This window comes from Pseudomonas sp. NPDC086566, assembly GCF_050280885.1.
Lineage (GTDB): Bacteria > Pseudomonadota > Gammaproteobacteria > Pseudomonadales > Pseudomonadaceae > Aquipseudomonas > Aquipseudomonas vlassakiae.
Genome location: NZ_JBNNWD010000001.1, coordinates 750,122 through 764,315, shown reverse-complemented (window position 1 = coordinate 764,315; position 14,194 = coordinate 750,122). Strand labels below are relative to the sequence as shown.

The following is a 14,194-nucleotide window of genomic DNA, read 5'->3' as shown; positions in this document are numbered from 1 at the left end:
CTGTGAGATCGAGCGCCGCCCGCGCGGCGCTCGATCTCACAGGCGCTGACAAACTCAACACTGACTCTTAATGGCCCACCACCATGGCCGTGAACGGCGCCACATACGCTTGCAGGGTCACCAGGCAGCCCACCAGCACCGCCAGCACGATCGAGTGGAAGAACACATAACGCAGGATCTCGCCCTCATGCCCGTACCAGCGGGTCGCGGTGGAGGCCACGACGATCGACTGCGCGTCGACCATCTTGCCCATCACCCCGCCGGAGCTGTTGGCGGCCGCCATCAGCACCGGGCTCAGCCCCAACTGCTCCGCCGTCACCCGCTGCAGGCCGCCGAACAGCACATTGGAGGCCGTGTCCGAGCCGGTGAGCGCCACGCCGAGCCAACCGAGCAGGGTGCCGAACATCGGGTAGAAGATGCCTGTGGCGGCAAACGCCAGGCCCATGGTCGCGTCCAGCCCCGAGTAGCGCGTGAGGAAGCCCAGCGCCAGCATGGCGACGATGGTGATCAGCGAATAGCGCACCACCCATAGCGTGCGCAGGTATTGCCGCCCCAGCTCCAGCGGCGAATACCCCATCAACAGCCCGCCGAGGATGGCCGCGAGGAAGATGCCGCTGCCGGTGGCGGTGAACCAGGTGAACTTGTACTGGGCGTCTTCTTTCTTCGGTGCGGGCACCACGGGTGGTACTTTCTCGATCTGCTGGTGGATCGAGTCGAAGGTGAATACCGGGGCGAACACCGGGTTGGCTTCGCGCAGCGGCTTGCCCTGCGGGTCGAGCATCGCCGCGCCGCTGGCCGGGTCGAGCGCCGGGCGGGTGTCGAACAGGTTCTTGAAGCCCGCCGTGCCCCAGGCGAACACAAAAACGGTCAGGATGATCCAGGGCAACCAGGCCTTGAACACGCTGCGCGAGTCGCTCTGGGTAAAGGTCGTCGCGGCAGCGGCTTTGCCGTCGTCTTCGACCCTGGAGTTGTCGACCCGCCCGGTGAGCGCCGCCGAGGTATGCACGCTGGCCGGCTTCCACACCCGCAGGAAGCCGGTGAGGCAGGCCATGGAGATCAGCGCGGCGATCACGTCCACCAGCATCGGCCCGTGGAAGTTCGACACCAGGTACTGCGGCACCGCGAACGTCACCCCGGCCACCAGGATCGCCGGCCACACTTCGAGCATCTTGCGCCAGCCGGCAAAGGCCCAGATCAGCCAGAATGGCACGATCACCGAGAAGAACGGCAGTTGCCGACCGACCATGGCCGACAGTTCCATTTCATCCAGCCCGGTGACCTTGGCCAGGGTGATGATCGGCGTGCCCAGTGCGCCGAACGCCACCGGCGCAGTGTTGGCGATCAACGCCAGCCCGGACGCGGCCAGCGGCGAGAAACCCAGGCCGATGAGGATCGCCCCGGTCACCGCCACCGGCGTGCCGAAGCCGGCCGCTCCCTCGAAGAAGGCACCGAAGCAGAAGGCGATCAGCAGCAGTTGCAGGCGGCGGTCGTCGGTGATACGCGCCAGCGAATCCTGCAGCACCTTGAACGAGCCGTTCTCGGTGGTCAGCCGGTGCAGGAAGATGATGTTGAGCACGATCCAGCCGATCGGCAGCAGGCCGTTGGCCGCGCCGTACAACGCCGCTGAGCCTGCCATGCTGGCCGGCATGCCGAAAGCGAAGATCGAGATCAGTAGCGCCGAGCCCAGGGCTAACAGGGCGGCGATGTGCGCTTTGATGTGGAAGAAGGCCAATGCCGCCAGCATCACCACCACCGGTACGGCGGCCATCAGCGTGGAGAGCACGGGGCTTGCGAACGGGTCGTAGATTTGCTGCCAGACCATTTGCCACCTCGATTGTTGTTATGTGAGGTATCGCGATTTTTGGGCAGTCGGCACGCAAGGATGCCAAGGGGAGTATAGGAAGGAATTTTTCTCCTGTGCCGGCCTCTTCGCGGCTGAAGCCGCTCCTACAGGAGCTTTGCATCCTTTGTAGGAGCGGCTTCAGCCGCGAAGAGGCCGGCACAGGCGCTACAAGGCCCGGGCAAGAAACTCGGCAGTACGGCTGTCCCGACACCCAGCCACCACCTGCGGGGTACCACTGACCACCACCCGACCGCCCGCATCCCCAGCCCCTGGCCCGATGTCGATCACCCAGTCACTTTGCGCCACAACACGCATGTCGTGCTCGACCACCACCACGCTGTGCCCGGCCTCGACCAACCGGTTGAGCTGCACCAGCAAGCGGTCGATATCCTGCGGATGCAAGCCGTTGGTGGGTTCGTCGAGCACATACAAGGTCGCCCCACGGGCCACGCGCTGCAGCTCGGTGGCCAGCTTGATCCGCTGCGCCTCGCCACCGGAGAGCTCGGTAGCTGGCTGCCCCAGGCGCAGGTAGCCCAGGCCGATATCCTGCAGTACCTCCAGGCAACGCTGCGCCGCCGGCTGCTCGGCGAACACCTCAAGCGCCTGCTCGACCGTCAGTTGCAGCACGTGGGCGATATTCATGCCTTGCCAGCTCACGGCCAGCGTCTCGGGGTTGTATCGAGCGCCGTGGCAGACCGGGCAGGGCGCGTAGACGCTGGGCATGAACAGCAGTTCGACGCTGACGAAGCCCTCGCCCTCGCAGTTTTCGCAACGGCCCTTGGCCACGTTGAACGAGAAGCGCCCGGCATCGAAACCGCGGGCCTTGGCCTGTTCGGTGGCGGCGAACAGCTTGCGCACATGGTCGAACAGCCCGGTGTAGGTCGCCAGGTTGGAGCGTGGCGTACGGCCGATCGGCTTCTGGTCCACCTGTACCAGCCGTTTGATGCTGTCGAGGCCGGCAGTGACACGCCCGGCGCTGTACTGCTCGGGCTCGTCTTCAAGGCTTTGCTCGTCAGCCTCGGCCTTCTGCCCGGCATGACCGAGGTGGGCACCGACCAGCTCCAGCAGGGCCTGGCTGACCAGGCTCGACTTGCCCGAACCGGAAATACCGGTGACCGAGGTGAAGCAGCCCAGTGGAAAGCGGGCGCTGAGGTTGTCGAGGTTGTTGCGGGTGATGCCTTCCAGCACCAGCCAGTCGTGTGGCTGGCGTGGCGTACGCGCATGACGCTGCTGCTCGGTGAACAGGTAGGCGGCAGTGCGCGAGGCTTCGACCCGTGCCAGGCCGGCTGGCGGGCCACTGTAGAGAATCTGCCCGCCATGCTCGCCGGCCGCAGGGCCGACGTCCACCAGCCAGTCGGCGCGGCGCATGGTGTCCAGGTCATGCTCCACTACATACACTGAGTTGCCCGCCTGCTTGAGCCGCTGCAAGGCCTCGAACAGCGCTTCGCTGTCGGCCGGGTGCAGGCCGGCGGAAGGCTCGTCGAGGACGTAGATCACGCCAAACAGCTGCGAGTTGAGCTGGGTGGCCAGGCGCAAACGTTGCAACTCGCCGAACGACAGCGTCGGCGTGCTGCGCTCCAGTGCCAGGTAGCCCAGGCCCAGGTCGATCAGGGTGTCGATGCGCTCCAGCAGTTCGTTGGCGATGCGTTGCGCGGCCAGGCGCTTTTCCAGGGTCAGGTTGTCGTCGTGCTGCTCCAGGTAGCCCGGCGCTGCAACCTGGCGGAACACCTCGGCCAGTGCCTGCAACGGCAGCCGCGACAGCTCGCCGATGTCGCGGCCGGCGAAGGTCACGTCCAGCGCCGCAGCCTTGAGCCGCTTGCCCTGGCACAGCGGGCACGGGCTGGGGCGCATGTACTGCGACACGCGCTTGCGCATCTGTGCGCTCTGCGAGTGCATGAAGGTATGCAGCACGTAGCGCCGGGCACCACTGAAGGTACCCTGGTAGCTCGGTTCGAGCTTGCGCTTGAGCGCGGCGCGGGTCTGCGCTGGCGTCAGGCCTGCGTACACCGGCACGGTGGGCGTTTCTTCGGTGTAGAGAATCCAGTCGCGCTGCTCCTGCGGCAGGTCACGCCAGGGGATGTCGACGTCATAGCCCAGGGTCACCAGGATGTCGCGCAGGTTCTGCCCCTGCCAGGCCATCGGCCACGCTGCCACGGCGCGCTCGCGGATGGTCAGCGACGGGTCGGGGACCATGCTCGCCTCGGTCACCTCATAGACCCGCCCCAGCCCATGGCACTCCGGGCAGGCGCCTTGCGGGGTATTGGGCGAAAAGTCCTCGGCGTACAGCATCGGCTGCCCGGCCGGGTAGCTGCCGGCGCGGGAGTAGAGCATGCGGATCGAGCTGGAAAGCGTGGTGACGCTGCCCACCGACGAGCGCGCGCTGGGCGTGCCGCGTTGCTGCTGCAGGGCCACGGCCGGGGGCAGGCCTTCGATGGCATCGACGTCGGGCACGCCGACCTGGTCGATCAGGCGCCGGGCATAGGGCGCGACCGACTCGAAGTAGCGACGCTGGGCTTCGGCGTAGAGGGTGGAGAAGGCCAGCGAGGACTTGCCCGAGCCAGACACCCCGGTGAACACCACCAGGGCGTCGCGGGGGATGTCGACGTCGATGTTCTTGAGGTTGTGCTCGCGGGCGCCACGGACGCGGATGAAGCCGGTGGGGGTATGCGGCATGAGGCGGTCCTTGGCAGTGAAGAGCGCTCAAGGTAGCAGTATTTGTGCTGGTTGTGCCGGCCTCTTCGCGGGTAAACCCGCTCCCACACGGTTCGCATCAGCCTTTGCATACCAAGCCATGCCTTTGAAGCACGACTGCCATTCGCAAGCGCGGGGGCAGAATCTCGCACTGTCCGCCCGACCTGTTCCACTGCGTGGAACCACATTCGTTTGTGCTCCCTCGCCACTCGCGCTTATCTGTCGCCAAGCACGACCTGCCTTTCCTGTCGTGATCTCAAAGCGAACAACAAAAACGGGCCCCACCCGCGCGAGGAGATTCCCCATGCAGCAACACCAGCACATCCTGGCCTGGCTCAACGACGTGGCCAGCGACCTGCACGCCATCCGCCACGATATCCACGCCCACCCTGAACTCGGTTTCGAAGAAAGCCGCACCTCGGCCCTGGTCGCCACGCTGCTGCAGCAGTGGGGCTACGAGGTGCACACCGGCATCGGCAAGACCGGTGTGGTCGGTGTGCTGCGCAACGGCAGCAGCCCACGCAAGCTGGGCCTGCGCGCCGACATGGACGCCTTGCCGATCGTTGAGGCAACCGGTGCCGCCTACAGCAGCCGCCACCAAGGTTGCATGCACGCCTGCGGCCACGACGGCCACACCACCATGCTGCTGGGGGCGGCGCGTTACCTTGCTGCTACACGGCAGTTCGATGGCACGCTGACGTTGATCTTCCAGCCGGCCGAGGAGGGCCAGGGCGGGGCCGAGGCGATGCTCGCCGATGGGCTGCTGGAGCGCTTCCCTTGTGACGCACTGTTCGGCATGCACAACATGCCGGGGCTGCCGGCTGGGCACCTGGGCTTTCGAGAGGGGCCGATGATGGCCTCGCAGGACCTGCTGACCGTCACTGTCGAGGGCGTCGGCGGGCATGGTTCGATGCCGCACCTGACGGTCGACCCGCTGGTGGCGGCGGCCAGTGTGGTGATGGCGCTGCAGACGGTGGTGGCGCGCAACATCGATGCCCAGGAGGCGGCGGTGGTCACGGTCGGTGCGCTGCAGGCGGGCGAGGCGGCCAACGTGATTCCGCAACAGGCGCTGCTGCGCCTGAGCCTGCGGGCGCTGGATGCCCAGGTGCGGGCGCAGACCCTGGAACGGGTGCGGGCGATCATCGTCAGCCAGGCCGAGAGCTTTGGCTGCAAGGCCAGCATCGAACACCGGCCGGCGTACCCGGTGCTGGTCAACCATGCCGCGGAAAACGCCTTTGCCCGGCAGGTCGGTGAAGCGCTGCTGGGCGCCGACAAGGTCGATGGCAACACCCGCAAGCTGATGGGCAGCGAGGACTTTGCCTGGATGCTGCAACGCTGCCCCGGCGCCTACCTGTTCATCGGCAATGGCGTGCAGCGGCCGATGGTGCACAACCCGGCCTATGACTTCAACGACGACATCCTGCTGACCGGCGCCGCCTACTGGGGCGCGCTGGCCGAGAGCTGGCTCAAGCCGGCCTGACTTCGCTGTATTGACGACTGCCGCTGGAACCCGGGCGCGGCTGCGCCTGGGCGATCACTTGAACATGAATGGAGTGTTCCGCATGCAGATTTCCAATACAGGCGCGTCGCGTACCCGGCAAGTGGTGGCGGCGGTCATCGGTAATGCGCTGGAGTGGTATGACTTTATCGTCTACGGCTTTCTGGCGAGCATCATCGCCCGCCAGTTCTTCCCCTCGGACGATGAATACAGCTCCCTGCTGATGGCATTGGCCACCTTCGGCGTGGGCTTTTTCATGCGCCCTGTGGGTGGGGTGTTGCTGGGCGTGTATGCCGACCGCAAGGGGCGCAAGGCGGCGATGCAGCTGATCATCCGCCTGATGACGGTGTCGATCGCGATGATCGCGTTCGCACCGAACTACCTGGCCATCGGCATGGGTGCGCCGTTGCTGATCGTGGTAGCGCGCATGCTGCAAGGCTTTGCCACCGGTGGCGAATACGCCAGCGCCACGGCGTTTCTGGTGGAGAGCGCCCCGGCCAACCGCAAGGGCCTGTATGGCTCTTGGCAATTGGTGGGGCAGTGCCTGGCGGTGTTCTCCGGCGCGGCGATGGTCGCGCTGGTCACCCACCTGTGCTCGCCCGAGGCGCTGGACAGCTGGGGCTGGCGGGTCCCCTTCGTGCTCGGCTTGCTGATCGGCCCGGTGGGGCTGTGGATTCGCAAGCATATGGCAGAACCTGAAGAGTTCCTGGAAGCGCGCAAACAGGCCAGGGGCCAGGCGCCGAGCCTGTGGCAGGTGCTGCGTGAGCAGCGCCGCAGCCTGCTGGTGTCGATGGGCCTGGCCAGTGGCGCGACGGTGTCGTTCTACGTGGTGCTGGTGAACATGCCGACCTTCGCCCACAAGAACCTTGGCCTGCCGCTGGACCAGGTGCTGCTGGTGCAGATGCTGGCCGTCGGCCTGATGACCGTGGTGATTCCGCTGGCCGGCGCACTGTCGGACCGGCTCGGCCGACGGCCGGTGCTGATGGCCTTTACCCTGGCGTTCTTCGTCATGGTCTACCCGCTGTATGTGTGGGTGGCGGCGGTGCCGTCGATCGAGCGGCTGCTGGTGATGCAGCTGCTGTTGTGCAGCGCCATTGGCGGCTTCTTTGGCCCGGCGCCGACCGCTTTGGCCGAGCAGTTCCCGGTCGCGGTACGCTCCACGGGTGTGTCGGTGGCCTACAACGTGGCGGTGATGGTGTTCGGCGGCTTCGCTCCGCTGATCGTCACCTGGCTGAGCAAGGTGCTCGGTACCCCGGTGGCGCCTTCGTTCTACGTGCTGTTCGCCTGTCTGCTGACCCTGCTGGGTACCTATTGCCTGAAAGAAGCACCGCGCGCCGGCAAGGCCGTCGCCTACAACCTGGGAGTGAAACCGTGAACGCGTTAGCTATCGACCCGATCGTCGCCCTCGACGCCGAGGCCTTGTCCCGGGCCATCCATGCCCGCCAGGTGGCGTGCCGCGAGGTGATGCAGGCTTATCTGGGCCATATCGAGCGCTGCAACCCGCAGGTCAATGCGCTGGTATCGCTGCGCGCTGGTGAAGACCTGCTCGCCGAGGCCGATACCTGCGACCGCGAACTGGCGCGTGGCCAGTCGCGCGGCTGGATGCACGGCATGCCCCAGGCGATCAAGGACCTGGCCGCCACCGCCGGGCTGCGCACCACCCTGGGCTCGCCGCTGTTCGCCGGGCAGGTGCCGGCACACGACGCCATCAGCGTGGCGCGGGTGCGAGCCAGTGGGGCGATCATCGTCGGCAAGAGCAACGTACCGGAGTTCGGCCTGGGCTCGCAGAGCTACAACACGCTGTTTGGCACCACCACCAATGCCTACGACCACAGCCGCGTGGCGGGTGGCAGCAGCGGTGGCGCGGCGGCGGCACTGGCCATGCGCCTGCTGCCGGTGGCCGATGGCAGCGACATGATGGGGTCGCTGCGCAACCCGGCGGCGTTCAACAACGTGTTCGGTTTGCGCCCGTCGCTGGGGCGGGTGCCGTATGGTCCGACGCCGGAGCTGTTCATGCAGCAACTGGCCACCGAGGGGCCGATGGGGCGCAGCGTCACCGATGTCGCCCGCTTGCTGACGGTGCAGGCCGGGCATGATCCGCGGGTGCCCTTGTCGCTCAACTGCGGTAGGCGGGATTTTGCGGCCGGGCTGCAGCGAGAGTTCAAAGGCGCACGGATCGGCTGGCTGGGCAACTACGACGGCTATCTGCCGATGGAAGACGGTGTGCTGGGCCTGTGCGAAGCGGCCTTGGCCGATTTCGCCGAGCTTGGCTGCGAAGTCGAGGCCTGCCAGCCGGCGTTCGATCAGGCCCGGTTGTGGCAATGCTGGCTGACTCACCGCCACTTCCTGGTGCACGGCAACCTGGCAGCGGCCTATGCCGACCCAGGCAAGCGGGTGCTGCTCAAGCCCGAGGCGCAATGGGAAGTGGAGGGTGGCCTGCAGCTCAGCGCCGCCGCTGTCTATCAAGCGTCGCTGGACCGCAGCGCGTGGTACCAGGCCCTGCAAAAACTGTTCGAGCGTTACGATTTCCTGCTGTTGCCTTCGGCCCAGGTGTTCCCTTTCGACGCAGCCGAGGCCTGGCCGAAGGAGGTCGGTGGGCGGACCATGGATACCTATCATCGCTGGATGGAAGTGGTGATCGGGCCAACCCTGGCCGGCCTGCCGAGCATGAGCGTGCCGGTCGGTTTCAATGCGGCGGGGCTGCCCACTGGCCTGCAGATCATAGGCCCGGCCCAGGCCGACCATGCCGTGCTGCAACTGGCCTACGCCCATGAACAGCTGACCCGCTGGGTGGAACGGCGCCCGCCACCTGGCCTGTTGGCACGCTGAAGGGGCTGGCCCGGCCCGCATCTTGCTGGGCATGATGACCATCCACGCACAGACAGGGAGGTCGGATACATGGGCACAGCGACAGACAGCGGCGGCGTACGCTCGGTGGAGCGCGCGCTGGCCATCGTCGAGCTGCTTGGCGAGCATCAGGCCCTGGGCCTTGAAGAGCTGCATTACCTCACCGGCCTGCCCAAGGCCACGGCCTCGCGCATGCTCGCCACCTTGCAGGAGCAGGGCTGGGTTTACCGCGGGCTCAGCGACCGGCGCTACCGCCTGTGTGCCCGCCGGCTGTTCGGCGACCGCCAGCAGCGCTTCAAGCGCCAGCTGGTGGAAAGCGCTGCGCCGTTGCTGCTGGAGCTGAGCGAGCGCACCGGGCTGGTGGTCGACCTGTCGTGCTTCGACGGCGAGCGGCTGGAGGTGATGGAAAGCGCCATTCCACAGGTATTGCGCAAGCGTTATCCGAACAACTGCCAGATCGTCGGCCAGCATGCCAGCCTGTTTCATTCGGCGATGGGCCGGGCGTGCCTGAAGGAGCTGGCGGTGGATGAAGTGCAGCGCCTGGCCCGGCGTGAGCGGGTCGGTGGCGAAGAGCTGATGCGCGGGCTGGAAGGGGATGCGCACAAGGGGTTCGGGCAGCGTACCGAGGGGTATTGGGAGTATCCGGTGCGCTTGCCGTTCCTGATCCGGGCGATTGCCTTGCCGGTGCGGGTGCAGGGGCAACTGGCCGGGAGCATTGCCTTGCACTGGCCGCTGGACCAGGCACCGGTGGAACAGGTGTTGAGCCTGCATTTGAATAGTTTGGCGGCGACTGTTGGGGAAGTGCAGCATGCGTTGGTGGGTTAGAGGTGCTTGGCGGTAGATTTTTGGTGGTTTCGAGATCGAGCGCCGCCCGCGCGGCGCATCGCGGATAAATCCGCTCCTACATTTATTGCAACGTGGCCATGCCTGTGAGGCCATGGTTGTCAGCCGGTTTGCAAGGCTCAAGGCATGCACCAGGGCAGGCGACCATGGCGTTACAGGTTCGGCACGTTGCAACAAATGTAGGAGCGGATTTATCCGCGATGCGCCGCGCGGGCGGCGCTCGATCTCCCAGGCGCCATAGAATTCAAGACATACACTTGCACTTACCTCACCAAAAGGCCATCGCCCCATGCTGGTCATCGACAACCTGCACAAGTCGTTCCCCACTGCCCAAGGCCCGCTCCAGGTCCTGCGCGGCGTCGATCTCACCCTGGCACGCGGCAGCAGCCTGGCTTTGATGGGCGAATCCGGCAGCGGCAAAAGCACTTTACTGCACCTGGTCGCCGGCCTCGACCGTGCCGACAGCGGGCGCATCCTGATCGATGGCAACCCCCTGCACGGTCACGGCGAAGCGGCCCTGGCCCGTTGGCGGCGCGAGGGCATCGGCCTGGTGTTCCAGCAGTACAACCTGATCAGCAGTCTCGACGTGGCCGCCAACCTGGCCTTTCAGGCGCGCCTGGCCAACCGCCACGACCCGCAATGGCTGGCCTACCTGGCCGAACGCCTCGGTTTGATGGCCTTGCTGGATCGCTACCCTGAGCAGTTGTCCGGCGGCCAGCAGCAACGGGTCGCCATCGGCCGGGCACTGGCCAGCCGGCCGGCACTGTTGCTCGCCGACGAACCCACCGGCAGCCTCGACGAAGCTAGCAGCGACGAGGTGCTGGCCTTGCTGCTGCAACTGGTCGGCGAGGCTGGCAGCAGTGTGCTGATGGTCACCCACAGCCCGCGCCTGGCCGCCTGCTTGCAGCGCCGTTGCGTGCTCCATCAGGGGCGGGTGCAAGGCTCATGAACAACCTGTTGATCGCCCTGCAGGCGCTGGGCAGCCATTGGTGGCGGCACCGTTTGCAGTGCTTCAGCATTTTCACCGGTCTGTGGCTGGCGACGGCGCTGTGGACCGGAGTGCAGGCCCTCAATGCGCAGGCGCGCAGCGACTATGCCCAAGCCAGCGCGGTGCTGAGCGGGGCAACGCATTTGCAGATCGTGGCCCGCGATGGCCAGCGTTTCGACCAGGCGCTTTACGTGCAATTGCGCAGGCAAGGCTGGCAGGTGACACCGGTACTGGAGGGGCGCTTGCGCCTGGCCGGCGAGCCAGCGGTTGCCGTCAGGCTGATCGGCATCGAGCCCCTGAGCCTGCTGCCGGGCATGGCTGTCGCCGGCGCCGACCCGGCAAGCTTCGACGTGCAGGCCTTCATCGGCGCACCTGGGCAAGCCTGGGTCGGTGCGGATACCTTGCGCTTGTTGGCCGGCCGGCAGCGCACGGCCGATGGCCAACCATTGCCGCCGCTGTCCCTCAATCAACACGTGGCGCCCGGCGTGATGCTGGTCGATATCGGCGTGGCGCAGACCTTGCTCGAGGCGCCGGGGCAAGTGTCACGGCTGGTCAGCGGCACCGATCAGCCGTTGCCGCCGGCACTCGTCGAGCGTTTGAAGGTACAGCCAGCTGAGGATGACACTGACCTGCAGCGCCTGACCGCGAGCTTTCACCTGAACCTGACGGCCCTCGGCCTGCTGGCATTCGTGGTCGGGCTGTTCATCGCCCATGCGGCCATCGGCCTGGCGCTGGAGCAACGACGGGGCCTGATGCGCACGTTGCGCGCGTGCGGTGTCAGCCTGAAGGTGTTGCTGGCGGCCCTGGCCTTCGAGCTTGGTGTGTTCGCCGTGGCCGGCGGCCTGGCCGGTGTTGCGGCGGGTTACCTGCTGGCCGCGCTGTTGCTGCCCGATTTTGCCTCCAGCCTGCGCGGCCTGTATGGCGCCCAGGTGTCCGGGCAGCTGCACCTGCCGCTGCACTGGTGGCTGATCGGCATTGGCGTCAGCCTGCTCGGTGCCTTGCTGGCCGGTATCGACAGCCTGCTGCGTGCAGCACGGTTGCCGTTGCTGGCGTTGGCCCAACCTCAGGCCTGGCGCTTGGCACAAGTGCCCTGGTTGAGGCGCCAGGCCATGGCCGCCGCGGTGCTGGCGGTCGTTGCCCTGGGCTGCGTGCTGTACGGTAACAGCCTGCCCAGTGCCTTCGGCCTGCTTGCCGCGCTGTTGCTGGCGGCCGCGTTCCTCTTACCGGGCGTGCTGGCCCTGTTGCTCGCTGGCCTGGCGCGGCATGCCCGGCGGCCGTTGGCGCAGTGGTTCGTTGCCGACAGCCGCCAGCAGTTGCCGGCGCTGAGCCTGGCGCTGATGGCTCTGCTTCTGGCACTGGCCGCCAGCGTCGGCGTGGGCGGCATGACCGAAGGCTTCCGCCGTACCTTCGTCGGCTGGCTCGACCAGCGCCTGGCCGCGGATTTGTATGTGACGCCACGCGATGGCGCTCAGGCGCTGCAGATCGACCAGCAGTTGCAACAGGACCCCGACGTCAATGCCGTACTGCCAAGCTGGCGAGTCGAATGGCGCCTGCAACATTGGCCGGTGCAGGTGCAAGGCGTGATCGACCATCCGTTCTACCGGCACCACTGGCCATTGCTCGAGCAGGCGCCGACGGCTTGGGAACGGCTGGCCAGCGGGCAGGGCGCCATGCTCAGCGAACAATTGGCGCGGCGCCTTGGCGTAGGCATCGGCGATGAACTCGAGCTGCCGGGCGAGCCGCCGCAACGGATGCAGGTGGTGGGCATTCATGCCGACTATGGCAACCCGAAAGGGCATGTGCTGGTCAATGCCGACTGGCTGCGCCAGCACGCAGCGACAGCGAGCCTGAGCGGCCTGAGCCTGCTGATTCGGCCCGGGCAGGTTGCGAAAGTCAGGGATACCGTGCAGCAGCGCTTCGGCCTGGACGAAGCGCAACTGGTCGAACAGGCCAGCCTGAAAACGTGGTCGACGCAGATTTTCAGCCGTACCTTCGCCGTGACCGCAGCGCTGAACAGCCTTACCCTCGGCGTCGCTGGCGTGGCCCTGTTCATCAGCCAGCTGACCCTGGGCCAGCAGCGCCTGGGTCAGCTGGCACCGCTGTGGGCGCTGGGCGTGCCGCGCCACTGGCTGGCCTGGCTGAGCCTGGGCCAGACGCTGATGCTCAGTGGTTTTACCGTACTGCTGGCCATCCCCCTCGGGCTGTTGCTGGCGTGGTGCCTGGTGGCGGTGGTGAATGTGCAGGCCTTCGGCTGGCGGCTGCCCTGGCACGTGTTTGCCAGCCAACTCGCGCAACTGGCGGCGCTCGGTGTGCTGACCAGCCTGCTGGCCAGCGCCTGGCCTTTGTGGCAACTGGCGCGGCGCCAGCCGGGCGAGCTGTTGCGGCGGTTCGTCGATGAGGGTTGAAACCTTGCTGTTGCTGGCCTGCCTGCTGCTGGCCGGGTGTGACGCGCCTGCGCCGCCGGCCAGGAGTTATGCAGGGCTTGGTGCCGAGGCGGCAGCGTTCAAGCAGGTTACGCGGGACACCGTGCTGGTCTTCCCCCGTGACCACGGCGCCCACGATGGCTATCGCATCGAGTGGTGGTACGTCACCGCCAACCTGCGCGATGCCCAGGGCCGTGACTGGGGCGTGCAGTGGACGCTGTTCCGCTCGGCCCTGCGCCCCGGTGCCGAGACCCCTGGCTGGAACAACCCCAACCTGTGGATGGGCCACGCCGCGCTGACCGACCCGAGCGGCCACCAGCGCAGCGAAACGCTGGCACGCGGTGGCATTGGCCAAGCCGGCGTCGAAACCGGACCGTTCCGGGCGTGGATCAACGACTGGTCGTTGCAAGGCGATGACAGTATCCGCCGCTTGCAGATGCGTGCCAGCGGCCAGGGATTTGGCTATGACCTGACCCTGGCCAGCGACAAGCCGCTGGTGCTGCACGGTGACCGCGGTTACAGCGAGAAGTCCGGCAAGGGCCAGGCCTCGTATTACTACAGCCAGCCGTTCTACCAGGTCACTGGCGAGGTCGAGCGGAACGGGAAGCGCATTCCCGTAACCGGGCAGGCGTGGCTTGACCGGGAGTGGAGCAGCCAGCCGCTGGCGGCCGGGCAAAGTGGCTGGGACTGGTTTTCGCTGCACTTGGGCAGTGGCGCCAAGCTGATGCTGTTTCAGGTGCGTGAAGACCAGGGGCAGCCGTACCGGGCCGGCACCTGGGTTGGCCCTGACGGGCAGGCAAGGGCGCTGCAGGGGGCTGAGGTCGAGCTGACGCCGCTGGCCTGGACCGAGCAGGACAACGGCAAGCGCGTGCCGACCCGCTGGCGGGTGCAGGTGCCTTCGGTAGAACTCGACGTTCAAGTCGAGGCCGTGCAGACCAAAGCCTGGATGGGCACGCGGTTCCCCTATTGGGAGGGGCCTGTGCGGTTGAGTGGCAGTGCACAAGGGCGGGGGTATCTGGAGATGACCGGGTATTAGCTCGGTCATGTACGGGTGCTGGTGG

Annotated in this window: 9 protein-coding genes; 7 read left to right on the top strand and 2 right to left on the bottom strand. The window is 66.7% G+C overall.

What is annotated here, in order from left to right; translation table 11 throughout:
- Nucleotides 1-67: 67 nt before the first annotated feature.
- Together ACQKPS_RS03635 and uvrA are read right to left on the bottom strand one after the other, a co-directional pair.
- Nucleotides 68-1,822, bottom strand: coding sequence for an L-lactate permease (locus ACQKPS_RS03635; RefSeq protein WP_427602766.1), 1,755 nt, complete (start codon nucleotides 1,820-1,822; stop codon nucleotides 68-70).
- Nucleotides 1,823-2,008: 186 nt separating this feature from the next.
- Nucleotides 2,009-4,516, bottom strand: coding sequence for an excinuclease ABC subunit UvrA (gene uvrA, locus ACQKPS_RS03630; protein WP_427602764.1), 2,508 nt, complete (start codon nucleotides 4,514-4,516; stop codon nucleotides 2,009-2,011).
- A 322-nt stretch (nucleotides 4,517-4,838) separates the two neighbouring features.
- Between uvrA and ACQKPS_RS03625 the strand changes: the two genes are divergently transcribed.
- The 7 genes from ACQKPS_RS03625 (at nucleotide 4,839) to ACQKPS_RS03595 (ending at nucleotide 14,169) form a co-directional block, all read left to right on the top strand.
- Nucleotides 4,839-6,014, top strand: coding sequence for a M20 aminoacylase family protein (locus ACQKPS_RS03625; RefSeq protein ID WP_254485374.1), 1,176 nt, complete (start codon nucleotides 4,839-4,841; stop codon nucleotides 6,012-6,014).
- A gap of 82 nt (nucleotides 6,015-6,096) precedes the next feature.
- Entirely contained in the window at nucleotides 6,097-7,407 is a 1,311-nt protein-coding gene (locus ACQKPS_RS03620) for a citrate-proton symporter (protein WP_427602762.1), read from the top strand.
- Nucleotides 7,404-8,861 (top strand): amidase, encoded by a 1,458-nt coding sequence (locus ACQKPS_RS03615; protein ID WP_427602760.1) that lies wholly within the window; start codon nucleotides 7,404-7,406, stop codon nucleotides 8,859-8,861. Before ACQKPS_RS03620 ends, ACQKPS_RS03615 begins: the two co-directional genes overlap by 4 nt.
- A 69-nt stretch (nucleotides 8,862-8,930) precedes the next feature.
- Nucleotides 8,931-9,704 (top strand): IclR family transcriptional regulator, encoded by a 774-nt coding sequence (locus ACQKPS_RS03610; RefSeq protein ID WP_254485377.1) that lies wholly within the window; start codon nucleotides 8,931-8,933, stop codon nucleotides 9,702-9,704.
- 307 nt (nucleotides 9,705-10,011) lie between these two features.
- On the top strand, nucleotides 10,012-10,671 hold the full coding sequence (locus ACQKPS_RS03605; protein ID WP_427602757.1) for an ABC transporter ATP-binding protein: 660 nt from the start codon (nucleotides 10,012-10,014) through the stop codon (nucleotides 10,669-10,671).
- On the top strand, nucleotides 10,668-13,115 hold the full coding sequence (locus tag ACQKPS_RS03600) for an ABC transporter permease (protein ID WP_427602755.1): 2,448 nt from the start codon (nucleotides 10,668-10,670) through the stop codon (nucleotides 13,113-13,115). Before ACQKPS_RS03605 ends, ACQKPS_RS03600 begins: the two co-directional genes overlap by 4 nt.
- The gene (locus tag ACQKPS_RS03595; RefSeq protein WP_427602754.1) at nucleotides 13,105-14,169 is read left to right on the top strand and encodes a lipocalin-like domain-containing protein; all 1,065 of its coding nucleotides are present in this window, start codon (nucleotides 13,105-13,107) and stop codon (nucleotides 14,167-14,169) included. The genes ACQKPS_RS03600 and ACQKPS_RS03595 overlap by 11 nt, the downstream gene beginning before the upstream one ends.
- Nucleotides 14,170-14,194 lie beyond the last annotated feature (25 nt).